Raw genomic sequence first — 17,054 nt, 5'->3', positions numbered from 1 at the left:
TTTTTGGTTAGTGGGTAATTGCTTTTGTAATCATTGAAATATCTCCATGGGAAGCAGCAATGAGTACAACAGCCTGCCAGGAATTGTTTTGCGCAATCTCATAATTGATTTCAGCCTGATTCAGAAGATACAGAGCCTGCGTGAAGTCTACAATGGTTGTTAACCCATTTTCATACAAAGCTTTCTGTTGATGAAAGGCGTCCGTTGCTGCTTCCATCTGAATTTTGGATTCTGCTACTTTTACCAGTGCATTTTTATACTTCAGCTCAGAAAGACTTTGTTGATTATTAAGTTCCTGCTGCAGCTGCTGATAATCAAAATCCAATGCTTTTGTCATTAGTTTCTGTTCATTGACTCTGGATTGGTTTCTATAAAAATCGGTGAGATTCCAGCTGAGGTTAAAGCCCACTATATAGTTCATTCTGTCTACCCCGATTCCTTTTAAATAAGATTGTGAAAAAGCAGAATTATCCTGTACATAATTCCATCCGAAACCGGAACCACGTCCCTGAAATACTCCAAAAAGAGAAAGTGAAGGAAGTCCGTTTGTCGTTAAATACGCTTCCTGTTTTTTACTTTTATTAATGTGTCCGTTAATAAAAAGGATATTGGGATGAGTTTCAATAGATGAGTTTTCCTGAACAAAGGAAGGAATATTTTTGCTGAAATAATGATCCAGTTGATATTCTGTGAAATTTTCCACCAGGAGGTCTGAAAGCTTTTTATTGTATTCCAGCACGTGATCATTGGCATTGATGATTGCAGTTTGTGTACTGGACATCTCTGCTTTTGCCAGAGAAGCGTCTACTTCAGGAATGAGACCGCTTTCTGCTCTTGCTTTGGCAATGGTATAGATAACTTCGGAACGCTTGTGATTTTCATGCTGTACATTTTCAAGGCGCTGGCTCACCAAAAGATTAAAATAAACTGCAGCTGTTTTGATCTGATGCTGAAAAATCTCTTGATTCAAATCTGCTTTCTGAAGTTCTACGTCAGCTGTTTCTACATTTTCTTTGGTTTTAAGTTTTCCGAAAGTATAGACATTCCAGTTGATGTTGGCCAGGTATAAACTTCCAAATGCTGCATTCCAGTTTTGTTCTGCCAATGGCATAGAGGTTGAGGCTGCTCCAAGACCACCCTGACTATACATTGGACCGTTTTGAGCGTTGATAGTCCCAAAGTTTTGCTGAGCCATAACTGTAACTTCCGGGAGATAATAAGTCTTTTGAAGCTTAAGCCTTTCCTGTGATGCCTGTATATTGATTTCCTTTTTTTTGATGGACTGGTAATTTTTTTCTGCCCTTAGTAATACTTCCTCTAAACCTGTAATTTGGGCAAAGGATAGGGCAGGGCAGCCCAACCATAAGATGAGTGCTTTGAATGATAAATTCATAGGATATATTTAGAATTAAAAATTGAAAAATAATTGTCCCGATCGGGATCATCATATGATTCAATCTATTCTAAATTCTATAAACGCAATGAAGGATGAAAAGGGAAGGATAATTGAGATGGTATTTTGAAGGATCAAAATAGAAGGTATGGTTTTCAGGATCAAGAACTGCTGCCTGCTCAAATACAGTTCCTAAGGTATAATACGGAATGGAAGCTGATAGAAACTTAACCGGAGAGTTTTTGTAAGAATGTGGAAGATTATCTTCTTTGCAGATTTTTTTGACTTCCAGTTTACAGCATCCGCTATGATTTTTCTGTTTATTGGCCTTACATTTTGGACAATCCAGATCAGAAAGCTTTTTCAGCCCTACATGGATCTCACTTGAATTTCCCTTACATACGTGCCTGCTGGTTGTAAACCCTGAGGAAACCACGATGTATAGGAGGAGAAACAGTATGTGAAAGACTCTTTTCATTTCGCGGGATAAAATTAAAATGAATATCTGCCGCAATGTTATAGAATTATGGAGGAAGTTTATATTTTAAAGGAATAATTGAAATTTTGACGAAGTTAATTCAATAAAACTTTAATATTATATTCTTCAAAAATTTCCAGTATTTCCGTGAATTTTGTTTTCAATAACTTTTTACTTCTTTTATGATTAAGCCAATTCAGTTCTGAAATGGATTTTACTCCGAAATCTCCACGGAGACAATCATATAATGCGTATAAATTACGTCCGAAATATCCTGAAACTCCATGGATTTCCTCTCCTAATGTGCAGTAAAAACCATCCAAGCTATGGAATTCATTTCCATCAATCTGAATGTTGATATTTTCCCTGTTTATTTTAGGATTACGGAAATGTAAAGCATGAACAAGCCATCCCTGCAGTTCATCTTTTCTGAAACTTTTCCAGATATTCTTTTCAATAAATCCATTATTAAGTCTCATATCCAGAGCTTTTTGATACCCTTTTGGATTCGTCCATGCAAGACCGGTTAGAATAATATTTTTTTTGGATTTGCTTATTTTAATATTGCTGATAAAAGTGTTTGATATAATATTGTTTTGTTGATCAAGTTTACAAATGAAACCATTGTTTTGATGCATTTTAGATGAACTTTCAACAGCAGAAATAAGGCTGGAAATGTTATGAACATTTACCAGCCTAACTTTTTTATAAGCAATAGGATAAGGTCCTTCAATATTTTTTACCTGATCTATTAATGTGATGATTTCAGGATCGTTCCCTGTGTCTAATGCAAATCCAAACATGCAGCTAAATATCTCTATTGTTTTACAACTTTATTTCCAACTCCGGTAATAGAAACATCAGGTTTTCCTGATTTTGTTCCGGCAGTACGGTAGTAGACAACATTCCCACCACCTTCTATCGTTACTTTATCCACTTTGTCAATGTATACCTTGTTGCCTGTCCCTGAGACAGCAATCTTTTTTGCACTTCCTTTGATCGTTACGGTATTATCACCGCCTTCTACTTCAGCAATTCCTCCGTTAAGTGTATAATTGAGTTTGTGGCCTACGCCTTCTACCTGTACAATCTTATCATTGTCTGTTTTTTCTACCCCTTTTGTAGATTCTGTTTTTCTTGATTGTGAAAAAGCAGTACCTGTTCCCAATAACAGGATAGCCAGGATTCCTACTGTCTTAATATTTTTCATTGTGAATTTGGTTTGTTAAAGGTAAATATAGAAATAAAATGATTTTTTCACACATTTTAAAAGTTAAATCATCTTAAATAATGAGTTTTATATTTTAGTTGATCCTAATTTCCCAACAACAAAAAAGCTCCGGAAATCCGAAGCCTTTTCAATCAACTAAATATTATATTTTACTTTATAATAATTCTTTTTATCTGTCCTTCTGAAGTTTTTACAAGATAAACCCCGGTAGAAAGATTAGATGTGCTTATGGTTAAAGCATTTTTCTCTTTTCCAATTAATTTTCCGGACATATCATACAATTCGTAATCCTGTTTTCTGTTGAAGTAAAGTGTATTTCCTTTGTTTACAGGATTTGGGAATACGTTGAAGGTGGCCTGTTCAGCTTTTGTTTCACCAGTTCCAAGCGTAGCCGGCATCGCTACTTCATACATAGATAAAGTTCCACTGATCTCGTTGGCAATAATTACATACCCTTTATTGGTTGTTGTATTCTCGGGAGCAATATAGATAATTCCTTCAGGGCCGTTGTCACCTCCATATGCTGAAGTAGAACGGGAATGTTTATAATCTGTGAAAGTAGGGTTGTTAGGATCTGTGATATTATACACCATAACCCCTCCGGTTCTTTCCAGTGTGATGAAAGCATAGGTCTGTCCGTTAATGTTTCCTAATGCCACACCTTCCGGTTCAGGACCTTTGGCGTGGCTTCTGTTTTTAGCACCGTTGGATTCATTATCTGCATTGAAAATTAACGGATGATTAGCAGCAATATATCTTTCAAACTGATCTCCACTGTCATAGACAATCTGTTTGGTGTCTGTGTTGAAAATAGAGAATGAGCGCGCTCCTAAAGCAGCCATTTCTTCAAACTCTGCATCTCCGTCTGTATTTCCTGTAGCAGATGAAACCCTGAATCTTCCCAGATTATAAGAAGCCTTTAAAATACTTGAATTCGGGAAAAGTACAGGATCTAAAATATAGCCGTTTGCTCCTACAGTCGTTCTTTCGCTGTATCCTGAAAGATCCTTTTCATCTCCTTCATTGGCTGTCACAATATAATGAGTATTTCCTACCTTATAATTCTGTACTGCATCCGGAACATAATAGGCTTTTACAGGCCAATTGGCAATCAAAACCTCTCCATTATTGTCCGAAGCATCAAAACCATTGCCCGGAAGGCTCATGTCTTTTTTACCTAATCCCCAGATTCCTGTGATGGTTTTCGTTGCCAGATTAATTTCAGCGACAGCATTGTTCTCCTGAAGCGTTACCCATGCTTTCTGACTGTCTGCACTGATGGTAACATATTCAGGTTCCAGATCCTGAGAAAGAGTATTGTTGTTTCTTACTTTTCTTAAACCTGTAGCTGTTAATGCAGCAAGTTGAGAATCAAAACTGTTAAAATTAAGAGTTGTTACATTACTTTGCGTAAGGTTTCCGATACCTCCGGAAATATCAATGATACTTATTGTTCCTTCGGGATCTATGGTGTAAGCATCATTAGGTTCCCCTTCATTAGCGGTAACAACTTTTGTCCCGTCAGGGGAGAAGGTGATCATATCCGGTAAAGCTCCTACATTTACCTGTTTCAGAAAGTTTCCGTTAATATCAAAGAATACTACAGAACCGTTTTGCTGAGGATTGGTATTCGGAGAGGCAGCTGCGATAATTCCGTTTTTTACGGCAATACTTGTGATTCCGCCATAAGGAGCCATGTTGACTGTTTTTACGACTGATGGAGTGGCAGGAGTACTAAAATCAATAATGTCAAAAACATCTGTAATGGAGCTTATCGTAAATAAACGTTGAGTGGATGCATCATGAACCACAATTTCCGTAGAGCTGTTATTATTTCCTGAAGGATCAAAGCTTCCGAGATAATTCAGTTGGATCTGATGGGAAGGGACCGGTGCCGGTTTATCATTATCGACAATATAAACTGTTGCAGAATTGTCTCCGGAAATTGTTGCTCCGGTAGGATTTTCAAGGCTTACTACAAAATATTCGGCTTGCTGTTCTGCCACTGTGTCATCAATAATCGGAATATTAACAGTGTAGCTTGTTGTAGAAGGAGTAATATTAATGGTCTGGTTAGCTAATGTAAAATCACTGGCATTGGCTGTACTGAAAGGTGCCGGTTTTACCACAAGATTTACACTAGCCGTTGAAGGATTGGTGATATTGATTTTTAGTGCAAGACTTCCTGCATTTTCATTAACCTTAATAAAATTCTTCTCCAAAGAAATTGTCGTTCCGGCAGTGGTGAAAGTACTTGATGTGATGGCAGTAACTCCATTATCACTGAAATCTTCTACAGTATTGGGCTTAAGTGCTACATAATAAGTTTGTCCCGGTATCAGTCCCGAAGTCGGGATTACAGTGATGGTATTGTTGCTGAAAGTGGTTGTAAAAGGAATTTGTGTTCCTGTAGCATTTCCAAGACGGAACTCTATAAGGTTTTGTGCATTAGAATCGTTGATCGCAGAATTATCTGTTAATCTTATATTTTCATTAAAAGAAAGAGTAGGGTTTACAGTGGTTGAAGCGTTGTTGACATTATTAGCAGGAAGATAAGTGACTGTTGGCGGAGTCGTATCAGCACCTCCGGCAGGAGTAGCATCTACCGTAAAATTATCAAAACGGTTGTTGCCTCCGGTTCCGCCTCCTGTTGCTGAGAATTCAACCTTTAACTTAAAATTGGGATTGTTGTTAGCTCCCTGTATGGCAGAAAAATCAAGAGTAACGAGCTGAGGATTGGCATCCTGAGGATTCACGGTCTGAAACTGTACAAAATTAGTTCCGTCTGTTGAATAAGACCATGTCTGAGTACCTGCTCCCTGTCCGGATCTTCTGGTGGTAAATTTAACAATAACATTGCTGTATCCTGTGGTAGGCAGATTAAACTGTAATCCTCCTCCAATTGGATTATTGAATCTTAGATGAGTTCCAGATGCATCCCCATTTCTGGCATTTAAATTTTCATCGCTAAAATTCTGTCCGGTACCACCAGCAAAATCTATTACACTTGTACCTCCTGCTATAGCCGTAAGAGAACCATTCACCATAGTAGAAGATGGTGTGGTAATGGTGGCAGCAGAAGTATTGTTGTTAAAATTCCAGTAATGAATCAGTGTCTGTCCGAAAAGACCGCTCTGAAAAAAGAATGCGGCAATCACAGATCCTTTTAATAGGTAGTTGTTGATCATTTTTACTTCAATTAGATAAATGCAAAAATGAACTTTATGTTTCGCAACTATTTTAATGGAATTTTAAGAAATGTTTAAAAAATACGTTTCTTTCCAATAAAAGATAAAAAAATGTTTGAATGAGGGCGTAAAGGATGTATTTATTTACCTGATTTTCCGGAAAAATTTAAAATTGTTCCAGACTTATTCCCTTCTAATGGATGTTTCTGCATATAAAAATATCCTGAAACAGCAGTCACAAGCAAGAGTACAAAAATAACCAGAACAATTCTTCTTAACATGTCTCTCATATCGCTAAATTTTTAATATCTCTAATTTCTAAAGTAGATGTAGGGTACCCTTTTTGTGTCACATTGATCATTGCTCTACCCACTTCATGTAAAGTTAATGATTTTGATTGAAAAAATACAGGAAAAATCCAAATAAAAGGTTTAAAAAACCATTTTACATTCAATTGACCATCAACTGGTTTCATAAATCCGGGACGAAAATTGTAGGCCCCTTTGAAATTCATCTTTTTCAAATCATTTTCCGTTTTGCCTTTTACCCTTGCCCACATTATTTTTCCACTCTCTGTACTGTCTGTACTTGCCCCTGAAACATAGTTAAAAACCATATCCGGATTTTGGTTTAAAACGGCTTTTGCAAAGTGTAGGGTTGTATCGTAAGTGATCTTGGTGTAATCTTCTTCATTCATCCCTATGCTGCTGATTCCCGCACAGAAAAAACAGGCATCATAGCCCTTCAGTTTTTCATCATGAAGGTCTATGGATAAAAAGTCCGGAACAAGGTATTCTTTCAGTTTAGGGTGCGATTTTCCAGAAGGTTTTCTGCTTATACTCAGGATTTCAGAAACATTGGGATTCTCAAGACATTCCATTAAAACACCTTCGCCTACCATCCCTGTAGCTCCTGTAAGAATTATTTTGATTGGGGTCATTGCTTTGCTATTGATAGTTGTATGACGAATGAGGATGATGTTTTACTTTAAAAAATTCAGAAAATTTTATTAAAAGATAAAAGATGTTTGTTTTAAAATTTAATAGGGGTAGTTTTTAATCCATCTGAAAATAAATGAATCACATTGGCTTTAGCCAAAACTTAATAGCACGGGAGAACATAGAGATTGCTTCGTTGCGTTGCTCCTCGCAATGACAAGGCTGGAAGTTGCTCTCAAAAATAAAACCAGCTCAAAGGCTGGTTTACAATATTGTTATTTTTGTTGTTACTTTCGGTGCTGTAACTGACTATAAATATTATGGATCAATCCGTCTGCCACAGATATTTTAGGAACAAAGATCCTATTGATATCAGACCATGACATCACATTGTTGAAAATGCTCAGGGCATGTACTAATACATCGGCACGGTCTTCTCTAAGGTTGTAATTGGTCATCCTTTCTTCCACAGACAGCTCATTGAATTCTTTATACACCTTTTTCAGATGTGACAAAGACATTGGTTTCCCGTCTTTGGTTTTGCTCATGGAGAATACTTTGTTGATATTTCCTCCTGATCCAATCGCTACAATTGGTTTTTTACTGACAATATTTTTCTTGATCTCATCCTTCATCTCTTTCCAGTTGTCCATGGTAACCAGATTGTTAAGAAGACGTATGGTTCCGATATTGAATGATTTTTCGTAAACCATTTTACCGTTTTCGTAGAAAGTAAGTTCTGTGGAACCTCCTCCAACGTCAATGTATAAATAGGCAAATTCTTTGTCCAGCCCTTCTGCAACATGATTTTCATAGACCAGAGTAGCTTCTTCATCACCGGAAATAATTTCGATGTTGATTCCGGAAGTTTCCTTTACGAGTCCGATAATTTCATTCCCATTGGTAGCATCACGCATAGCACTGGTAGCGCAGGCTCTGTAATGATCTACTTTGTATATTTTCATCAGGTCACTGAAAATTTTCATGGAATCAATAACCATTTTTTCTCTTTCGGGACCTATTTTTCCGATGGTAAAAACATCCATTCCCAGTCTCAGAGGAATTCTGAGAAGGTTGAGTTTGATGAATTCAGGTTTTCTGTTATTAATCTTAACTTCATTGATAAGAAGGCGGGCTGCATTACTCCCTATGTCTATCGCTGCTATCTTCATTTTTTGCTTGTTTTAGCTTTTAAATATTTATAGGTTTCTATTTGTGAACGGCATTCTTTTTTATCATTTCTTATATATTCGTTGCTGAGCTTCTTGTCAAGAATTCTGGCTTTTACATTGTCCCTAAGCTGAATGTCAAGAATATCTTTTAATTCTTTCTTAAGGTTTTTGTCAGTGATCTTTGCGGCGGCTTCAATCCTGTAATCCAGGTTTCTGGTCATCCAGTCAGCGGAAGAAATGTACATGTCTTCTGTTCCTTTATTGTAGAAATACATTACTCTGGCATGTTCCAGGTATTCATCTACAATACTTATGGCTTTTATTTTTTCTTTAAACTCTTTCTGGTTTACGGCACAATAGATTCCTCTTACGATAAGCCTGATTACCACACCAGCTTTGGCAGCATCATATAGCTTTTCTATCAGCAGTCTGTCGCTCATAGAATTTACCTTAATGATGATCTCTGCTTTTCGGCCTGCTTTGGCTTCTTCAATTTCTTTATCAATATGGTGAACAATCTTTTCACGCATAAATTGAGGGCAAACTAATAAATTTTTACAAGTTTTCAAAATCGGAATAAAATCATCCTTTGGTTTTTTCAGAACATTGAATACTTTATTGATATCTGCCATGATACCGCGATCTGCTGTAAGGAGCAGATGGTCACCATATATTCTTGCTGTTTTTTCGTTGAAATTTCCAGTACTTACAAATCCATATTGGATGGTTTTATTATGAGCCCTTTTTTTGATGACACACAGTTTAGCATGTACTTTTTTGTTGGGAATTCCCACAAGAACTGTAATTCCTTCCGGTTCCAGCATATCTTTCCATTTCAGATTGGATTCTTCATCAAACCTTGCCTGAAGCTCAAGCATTACAGTCACTTCTTTGCCATTTCTGGCAGCATAGATGAGTGCATTGATGATTTTTGAGCTGCTCGCCATACGGTAAGCGGTGATCTGTATAGATTTTACATCCGGATCCATTGCCGCTTCACGGAGAAGATCAATCACCGGATTATATTTGTGATAAGGAAATGTAAGAAGTACATCTTCTTTTAAAATAACGTCTGTTACTCTTTCACCATGTTCAAATGCCTGATGAGTAAAAGAATTTCTTTCCACAGGTCTTTCATACGCTTCAAAAACATCTGGGAAGTCCATGAAATGTTTGAAATTATGAATTTTCCCCCCCGGAATGATGCTGTCCTTTTTCGTTAAATTCAGTTTTCTGATAAGGAGTTCCAACAACGCTTTATCCATATCTTTATCAAAAACGAAACGGGTAGGCTTTCCTTTTCTTCTGTTTTTGAGTCCTTTTTCTATTTTCTCTGCGAAGTTAGTTCTGATGTCATTGTCCAGATCCAGTTCGGCATCTTTTGTTACTTTAAAAGCATTGGCAGAAAATTCATCATATCCGAAATAAGAGAATATGTGCGGAAGATTGAAAGTAATTACATCCTCCAGCAGCATTACGTTTTTCTCTTCCGGATCTTCCGTTGGAAGCAATACGAATCTTCCTACAAAACGGGACGGAATCTCAATAATAGCATAATTACTGGAGTACTGCCAGTCTTTTTTTCTCATCGCAACCCCCAGATAAAGACTTTTATCTCTCAAATAAGGCATTGGTGTATTTTCATGAAGAAGAATAGGAATGACATTAGATTCTACTACCTCATCGAAATATTGTCTGACAAATTCCTTTTGTCCTGCTGTCAGGTTTTTGGCATTTTTAATAAAAACTTTATGATCAGCCATTTCAGTCTGGATTTTTTTCCAGGTTTTATCGAAATTAAGCTGCTGTCTCATGACAACTTCATTGATTCTCTGCAGGATTTTGGAAGGCGGCTGATAGAAAGATTCAGCAATTACTTTTTCCTTAAAATCCATGGCACGCTTTAATCCGGCAACACGCACTCTGAAAAATTCATCTAAATTGTTGGAGAAAATTCCGAGGAAACGTATTCTTAAATGCAGGGGAACTTTTTCGTCCATGGCCTCCTGTAATACTCTTTCATTAAAGGCAAGCCATGTAATATCTCGTGGATTAAAGTGTAATGACATTCTAAATGTGTATATTTTATCAAAAATAATAATTCATAAAGACTCTAACCTTATTTCTTAGGTTAAACTTTGATTAATTTTTAAAGGTTGGTGAATTAAATTGTTTTGCTGATAACAAGGGTGTTGGTAATCAATTGGTTTAAACTTAGTGTTACAGTGATTTTACTGTAAATTATTCATTTATTCCATAGTCTTTTTATAATAATGGTTATATTTGCCGACTATTTATGATATTTATATGAAAAAAATTCTACTATTAACAGCAGGCTTTCTGATGGCTAATGTATTTGGACAAAGAGAATGTGCTACTGATTTGAAAATGAAGGAGTTTTATGCAAGAAACCCTCAGGCTCTGGAAAAAAAAGAAGATTTACGAAATTATTTAACCAGTAAAAAGGCCGCTGCTAATACAATGGCTAAAAATGGCCAGACTGTGATTACAATTCCTGTTGTAGTGCATGTTCTTTATGGAAGTGCTGCCCAGAATATTTCTGATGCTCAGATTGCATCGCAGATAGCTATTTTGAATAATGACTTCAGAAAATTAAACCCTAATTTCAGTTCTGTAGTTCCTGATGTCTTCAAACCTTATGCTGCAGATATGGAACTTACATTCTGTATGGCAACAAAAACGCCTACAGGAGCTGCTACTACTGGTATAGAAAGAAAGTCGGTCGCTTCAAATTTTGATTTTGCAAACCAATATTATTTAGCATCAGGACTTACGGCCTGGGATCCAACTAAATATTTGAATATATGGGTAGGAAATATGCCTAATCCTTATCTTGGTTGGGCTTATCTGCCTGACGCTGCGGGTTTTCCGGAGGATGGACTTGCTATTGGTTATAAATACTTTGGAACTACGGGAGCCGCTATGGCGCCTTATAATGGAGGAAGAACTGCTACGCATGAAATAGGACATTATTTCGGACTGCTTCACCCATGGGGAGAAGATGGCAGTCTTTGTAATACACCAGATAATGATGATGGTTGTGCTGATACTCCTGCTATTAATGATGCTCATTATGGTGGAAATGTTTTTCCAGATAATGGATTCATGTGTAATCCTACTGCAAACGGTGCTATGTTTATGAATTTTATGGATTATGTGACAGATACTGAAATGGCATTCTTTACCAATGATCAGAAAACAATCAAGACCAATACAATGGCTGGCCCAAGAGCAAGTCTTCTGAATTCCAATGCATGTGCGTTCTTATCTGTAAATGATGTGGAAAAAGTAAACTCTATCAATCTTTTCCCTAATCCTACTACGCAGTATATTTCCATTGCTTCTCCTTTAGCACCTATTAACGAGGTGGAAATTTTCAATGCTGAAGGAAGACTTGTAAAAAAGGCATTTATTAAAAATGAAACAGATAAAATTGATGTGAAAGATTTTGCCAGTGGTACTTATTATGTGAGAACTTATAATGGCAAAGACTTCGTAAAATCTATGAAGTTTATCAAAAAATAATGAAAATATTTCCATATTAAATCATACAAAGCCCCGATTTTATCGGGGTTTTTATTTTTATTGTGTCATTTTGTCACAATTCTTTGAATGGTACAGATATTGAGAAATTGAGAGTGTAAATTAAATTAAAAATAGAAAAAATATAAAATATTATGAGTAAAATAATTGGAATTGACTTAGGAACAACCAACTCTTGTGTTGCTGTAATGGAGGGTAAAGACCCTGTTGTTATTCCTAACGCAGAAGGTAAGAGAACTACTCCTTCTATTGTAGCTTTTACAGAAGACGGAGAAAGAAAAGTAGGTGATCCTGCAAAAAGACAGGCTGTAACGAATCCAACAAAAACTGTTTACTCTATCAAAAGATTTATCGGAACACACTTTAAAGATGATGCTTCTGAAATCTCAAGAGTACCTTATAAAGTGGTTTCAGGACCTAATGATACTGTAAAAGTAAAAATCGACGATAGAGAATATACTCCACAGGAAATTTCTGCAATGACTCTTCAGAAAATGAAGAAAACTGCTGAAGATTATCTTGGGCAGGAAGTAACAAGAGCGGTAATCACTGTTCCTGCATACTTCAATGATGCACAGAGACAAGCTACTAAAGAAGCTGGTGAAATTGCAGGTCTTAAAGTAGAAAGAATTATCAACGAACCTACAGCTGCAGCATTAGCTTACGGTCTTGATAAGAACCATAAAGATCAGAAAATCGCAGTATATGACCTTGGTGGTGGTACTTTCGATATCTCTATCCTTGATTTAGGAGACGGTGTATTTGAAGTATTATCTACAAACGGTGATACGCACTTAGGAGGTGATGACTTTGATGATGTGATCATCAACTGGATGGCTGATGAGTTCAAAGCTGAAGAAGGTGTGGAATTAAAATCTGATGCAATTGCATTACAAAGATTGAAAGAAGCTGCTGAAAAAGCTAAAATTGAATTATCTTCTTCTCCACAGACTGAAATCAACTTACCATATATCACAGCTACTGCTACAGGTCCTAAGCACTTAGTGAAGACTTTAACAAAAGCTAAATTCGAGCAATTATCGGCTGATCTTGTAAGAAGATCTATGGAGCCTGTTGCTAAAGCATTAAAAGATGCTGGTTTATCAACTTCTGATATTGACGAAGTAATCTTGGTAGGTGGTTCTACAAGAATTCCTATCATTCAGGAAGAAGTAGAAAAATTCTTTGGTAAAAAGCCATCTAAAGGAGTTAACCCGGATGAGGTTGTAGCAATTGGTGCAGCTATTCAGGGAGGTGTATTGACAGGTGATGTAAAAGACGTATTACTACTTGACGTTACTCCGCTTTCTTTAGGTATTGAAACAATGGGTTCTGTATTCACTAAATTAATTGAAGCGAACACTACCATCCCAACTAAAAAATCTGAAGTATTCTCTACAGCTTCTGACAACCAGCCGGCTGTAAGCATCAGAGTAGGACAGGGTGAAAGATCAATGTTCAACGATAACAAAGAAATCGGTAGATTTGATCTTCAGGATATCCCGCCAGCACCAAGAGGAGTTCCTCAGATTGAAGTAACTTTCGATATTGATGCGAACGGTATCCTAAGTGTATCTGCTAAAGATAAAGGAACTGGTAAAGAGCAGTCTATCAAAATTCAGGCATCTTCAGGTCTTTCTGACGAAGAAATCGAAAGAATGAAGAAAGAAGCTCAGGAAAACTCTGCCGCTGATGCTAAGAGAAAAGAAGAAGTTGAAATCTTCAACAAAGCTGACGGATTGATCTTCCAGACTGAAAAGCAGTTGAAAGAATTCGGTGAAAAACTTTCTGCTGACAAAAAAGTAGCTATCGAAGCAGCTCACGCAGAATTAAAAACAGCATTTGAAGCTAAAAGTGTAGATGATGTAAAAGCTAAAACTGAAGCATTAGATGCAGCATGGATGGCAGCTTCTGAGGAATTGTATGCAGCTGGTCAACAGCCAGGTGCTGATGCAGGTGCAGGAGCGCAGAATGCTGGTGGAAACGCTGGGGCTGAAGATGTACAAGATGCAGACTTTGAAGAAGTAAAATAATAAATGTAAACATTAACATTTAATTATAAATCAATCCCGTAGTATTTATTTACTGCGGGATTTTTGTTTTTAAACATAATTTATTAATGTTTTTGAGTTTTTTTTTCATTTGTTTTAAGAATATATTTTAAACTGAAAGATTGAGTTTGCTAATAGTGGAATACTGTAAAAGTAGCTGTTTATAGTAAAATGTATTGTTGTTTTATTCTTTATACAGGGAATTGTGTATGTATTTTGTTTTATTTTAAGTTAAAATAACTTAAACAATTTCAAAAACTTACTTTTTATTTAGAATAATTATAATTAATTTTGCACCCTAAATATTTTAAGGGTGAAATTATCGTTATTAGCAGGTGCTGTTTTTCTAACAGCAGGCGGATTCTTGTCTGCTCAGAAAGTTGAATTTTCTCATAATGGACAAATCAAGAAGGGAACTATTATTAACAATGATGAGACAAAGAAATGTAAACGGGTATTTAGAGAGAATTTTAAAATGTCGCTTACAGGAGAATGTGAACTCAGTTTTCGGAATGATAAAAATGAAGAGGAAATTATTATTCTAAAAGAGGGAGAAGAACTAAACCTGACCATTCTTCCAGATAAAGTAATTCCTCCAGGAACATCAGAAATCAGAATTGAAGGAGTACAGCTTACAGCAAGAAAAAAACAATTTTCTGAAATAGTAATTCAACAGGAAGCACTTCAAAATCTACAGTCATTTTCTATCGGTGACGTATTGCAGCAATTACCCGGTCAATATGTACAGCAATTTGACAATACCCAATTTAAAAATATTGTATTCAGAACCGCCAGCGGACCTTCAGTAACGGGTTCCGGAAGTGTTCCGGGAGGTGATGATTTTGGGAACAGGGCATTTGGAGTACAGCTGATGGTCAACGATATTGCCCTATCAAATAACGAAAACATGCAGAGTTATGATTCTGCCAACAGCGGCCCTTTTGGAATCAGTTTCAATACGACGACCAACGGAGGAAGTTTAATGCCGGGACAGCCTAACTACGGTGTCGATTTAAGAGAAATTCCTACAGAAAATATAGAAAGTATAGAAGTTGTACAAGGAGTTCCGGATGCTAAATATGGAGATTTAACTTCCGGATTGATCAAAGTTACCACAACAGCGAAAGCATCACCATTACGATTGGATGCATCTCTTAGAGAAGGAACTTATCAGGTTGGCCTTACCAAAGGTTTTAAAATTAATCAGAACAATGCCCTGAATGCTTCTGTGGATTATATGAATTCTCTTTCAGATCCCAGAACCAGTCTGGTAGGATATGACAGAACAAATGTCAATCTTCTTTGGTCAAGTAATAAAAATAGATTTAGAAATAAACTGTCTGCCTCATTTTCTACCAATAGCAGCAAGGGAAAAAGAGACCCTGATGATGTTGATGGAATGATTATCAATGTTGAGAATAAAAGCTTTTCATTAGGAAATAATATCAGCTATTTTTTTGCACAGAATGGTAAAAAAACCTTGTTTAGATCAATCAATGTCGATATGGGGATAAGCTATGCAACTCAGCTTACAGAACGCAGATATTGGCTGAATCAGGGAGCGCGTCCTTATGGAACGGCTACAGAAAATGATGTCTATTATGCTCAGTATACCCCTCCAAGCTATGAAAATCAAGCTTTTGCTGATGGTAAACCTCTTAATATTTATACGAATTTTAGTATTAACGGAATAAAATTAACTTCTTCAAAATGGGCTCATAATTACAGTATGGGAGCTAATTTCCGTTATGGAGATAACTTTGGAAAAGGAAGATACGGAACAGCAGGTCAGTTTACTACGATAACTGCAGCCGGACAAGGTTCCAATGGGATGAGAGATTTTAATTACAGAGATAATGTATTTTCCAGTAAGCAGTATGCATTGTATATTCAGGATAATATTACCAAAGTCTTTACTAATAAACACATTTTTAAAGCAAATCTGGGACTTCGTTATGATCTGCAGAATTCATATTCTACCTATTCACCAAGGGTAAACACTTCCTATCAGATGGGAAAATTTTCTGTGAGAGGAGGATTTGGATTAACATCTAAAGCACCTTCTCTTAATCAGATCTATACATCACCGAGATATTTTGACTTTTTGTTAGGGGATTATCGTTTGCCAGGGTATTACTCGGCTGCTATTATGCAGACGGTAGTGACTCCCGGAGATAATGCCAATCTTAAACCTTCAAAAAGCTGGAAAACGGAAATAGGATTAGACTACAGATTTCCTTTTGCAACAGTTAACCTTACAGCATATTACAATAAGCTGATTGATGGTTTTACCACAATGAGTGTTCATAAAATCATGGATAAAGCCAAAGTTGACGTCAATATATCAGGAACAAACGTGCCTACTTTTGAAATTGTAGGAACTGAAAAATTCAATTACCTCCAGAACAGAATTATTAATGGGTATCAGTCTGCAGATAAAGGATTGGAACTGATGGCCAGCTTCAAAAAGATAGAAGCACTTAATCTTGTTATTGGTTTTAATGCCAGCTATGTAGAAACTTCCGGGCAGAAAGATGAAGGGCTTTACAAAATCAGTGCGCCGGAGATCATGGATAAGGATTACCAATTTGGGATTTATAATGATATCAAAAATAAAAGATCCATGGCCAGAGCAAGTTTCAGTTTTGATTATCACCTGGCTTCATCAGGTTTAATTATTGGACTGAGAACAGATCATTTTCTTTCAGATAGATCTCTGACAGGAATGAATGATATTTATCCGATAGGCTATATCAAGCATGACGGAGAAATGCAGATGATTCCTGAAAACGACCGTACCAATCCAAAATATCAGGGATTGTTTCTGAAACCTTCCGAAGAAAAACTTTCAGGGTTGTATAACAAAACACTTCATAATGTTCATTTAAGGGTTACAAAAGATTTCTTAAGTGGCTTCAGATTGTCAATATATGTAAGTAATGTTTTCAATTTAAGAGCATATGACGAAAAAGGAAGTGTTTATGGCAACTTTACCTCTACTTCGTTTGGAGGAAATATTTCATATAGATTTTAATAATA

Annotated in this window: 12 protein-coding genes; 3 read left to right on the top strand and 9 right to left on the bottom strand. The window is 36.4% G+C overall.

The window, feature by feature from the left end; all coding sequences use genetic code 11:
• Positions 1-7: 7 nt before the first annotated feature.
• The 9 genes from FW780_RS08940 to ppk1 all read right to left on the bottom strand — a co-directional run bounded on the left by FW780_RS08940 (position 8) and on the right by ppk1 (position 10,469).
• Positions 8-1,393, bottom strand: coding sequence for a TolC family protein (locus FW780_RS08940; protein ID WP_149833267.1), 1,386 nt, complete (start codon positions 1,391-1,393; stop codon positions 8-10).
• Positions 1,394-1,463: 70 nt separating this feature from the next.
• Positions 1,464-1,871 (bottom strand): HYC_CC_PP family protein, encoded by a 408-nt coding sequence (locus FW780_RS08935; protein WP_149833266.1) that lies wholly within the window; start codon positions 1,869-1,871, stop codon positions 1,464-1,466.
• Positions 1,872-1,966: 95 nt separating this feature from the next.
• Positions 1,967-2,674 carry a barstar family protein gene (locus FW780_RS08930; protein ID WP_149833265.1) on the bottom strand — a complete coding sequence of 236 codons (708 nt, stop codon included), beginning with the start codon at positions 2,672-2,674 and terminating at the stop codon, positions 1,967-1,969.
• Positions 2,675-2,688: 14 nt separating this feature from the next.
• Positions 2,689-3,081: a DUF3060 domain-containing protein gene (locus tag FW780_RS08925; RefSeq protein ID WP_149833264.1), complete on the bottom strand. Its 393-nt coding sequence runs from the start codon at positions 3,079-3,081 to the stop codon at positions 2,689-2,691.
• A gap of 170 nt (positions 3,082-3,251) precedes the next feature.
• Positions 3,252-6,290: a choice-of-anchor I family protein gene (locus FW780_RS08920; RefSeq protein ID WP_149833263.1), complete on the bottom strand. Its 3,039-nt coding sequence runs from the start codon at positions 6,288-6,290 to the stop codon at positions 3,252-3,254.
• 140 nt (positions 6,291-6,430) lie between these two features.
• Positions 6,431-6,580, bottom strand: coding sequence for a hypothetical protein (locus tag FW780_RS22370; RefSeq protein ID WP_167510664.1), 150 nt, complete (start codon positions 6,578-6,580; stop codon positions 6,431-6,433).
• Positions 6,577-7,230, bottom strand: coding sequence for an NAD-dependent epimerase/dehydratase family protein (locus FW780_RS08915; RefSeq protein ID WP_149833262.1), 654 nt, complete (start codon positions 7,228-7,230; stop codon positions 6,577-6,579). The genes FW780_RS22370 and FW780_RS08915 overlap by 4 nt, the downstream gene beginning before the upstream one ends.
• A gap of 285 nt (positions 7,231-7,515) precedes the next feature.
• A complete protein-coding gene (locus tag FW780_RS08910) occupies positions 7,516-8,400 on the bottom strand; it encodes a Ppx/GppA phosphatase family protein (RefSeq protein ID WP_149833261.1) in 885 nt (294 codons plus the stop codon).
• Positions 8,397-10,469, bottom strand: a complete 2,073-nt coding sequence (gene ppk1 / locus FW780_RS08905) for a polyphosphate kinase 1 (RefSeq protein WP_149833260.1) — start codon at positions 10,467-10,469, stop codon at positions 8,397-8,399. Before ppk1 ends, FW780_RS08910 begins: the two co-directional genes overlap by 4 nt.
• A gap of 238 nt (positions 10,470-10,707) precedes the next feature.
• Here ppk1 and FW780_RS08900 point away from each other — a divergent pair, with 238 nt between their 5' ends.
• The 3 genes from FW780_RS08900 (at position 10,708) to FW780_RS08890 (ending at position 17,049) form a co-directional block, all read left to right on the top strand.
• On the top strand, positions 10,708-11,946 hold the full coding sequence (locus tag FW780_RS08900; RefSeq protein ID WP_149833259.1) for a T9SS type A sorting domain-containing protein: 1,239 nt from the start codon (positions 10,708-10,710) through the stop codon (positions 11,944-11,946).
• A 152-nt stretch (positions 11,947-12,098) separates the two neighbouring features.
• On the top strand, positions 12,099-13,997 hold the full coding sequence (gene dnaK / locus FW780_RS08895; RefSeq protein WP_149833258.1) for a molecular chaperone DnaK: 1,899 nt from the start codon (positions 12,099-12,101) through the stop codon (positions 13,995-13,997).
• 331 nt (positions 13,998-14,328) lie between these two features.
• Entirely contained in the window at positions 14,329-17,049 is a 2,721-nt protein-coding gene (locus FW780_RS08890; RefSeq protein WP_241676877.1) for a TonB-dependent receptor plug domain-containing protein, read from the top strand.
• The last annotated feature ends 5 nt before the right edge of the window (positions 17,050-17,054 follow it).

The sequence above is a fragment of the Chryseobacterium sediminis genome, from assembly GCF_008386505.1.
GTDB lineage: Bacteria > Bacteroidota > Bacteroidia > Flavobacteriales > Weeksellaceae > Chryseobacterium > Chryseobacterium sediminis.
The sequence above is the reverse complement of the archived record's forward strand: the minus strand, read 5'-3'. Positions and strand labels throughout refer to the sequence as shown.

Coding starts and splice junctions, on each gene's coding strand:
- FW780_RS08940 (WP_149833267.1), bottom strand. CDS start 1,393: ATGAATTTATCATTCAAAGCACTCATCTTATGGTTGGGCTGCCCTGCC.
- FW780_RS08935 (WP_149833266.1), bottom strand. CDS start 1,871: ATGAAAAGAGTCTTTCACATACTGTTTCTCCTCCTATACATCGTGGTT.
- FW780_RS08930 (WP_149833265.1), bottom strand. CDS start 2,674: ATGTTTGGATTTGCATTAGACACAGGGAACGATCCTGAAATCATCACA.
- FW780_RS08925 (WP_149833264.1), bottom strand. CDS start 3,081: ATGAAAAATATTAAGACAGTAGGAATCCTGGCTATCCTGTTATTGGGA.
- FW780_RS08920 (WP_149833263.1), bottom strand. CDS start 6,290: ATGATCAACAACTACCTATTAAAAGGATCTGTGATTGCCGCATTCTTT.
- FW780_RS22370 (WP_167510664.1), bottom strand. CDS start 6,580: ATGAGAGACATGTTAAGAAGAATTGTTCTGGTTATTTTTGTACTCTTG.
- FW780_RS08915 (WP_149833262.1), bottom strand. CDS start 7,230: ATGACCCCAATCAAAATAATTCTTACAGGAGCTACAGGGATGGTAGGC.
- FW780_RS08910 (WP_149833261.1), bottom strand. CDS start 8,400: ATGAAGATAGCAGCGATAGACATAGGGAGTAATGCAGCCCGCCTTCTT.
- ppk1 (WP_149833260.1), bottom strand. CDS start 10,469: ATGTCATTACACTTTAATCCACGAGATATTACATGGCTTGCCTTTAAT.
- FW780_RS08900 (WP_149833259.1), top strand. CDS start 10,708: ATGAAAAAAATTCTACTATTAACAGCAGGCTTTCTGATGGCTAATGTA.
- dnaK (WP_149833258.1), top strand. CDS start 12,099: ATGAGTAAAATAATTGGAATTGACTTAGGAACAACCAACTCTTGTGTT.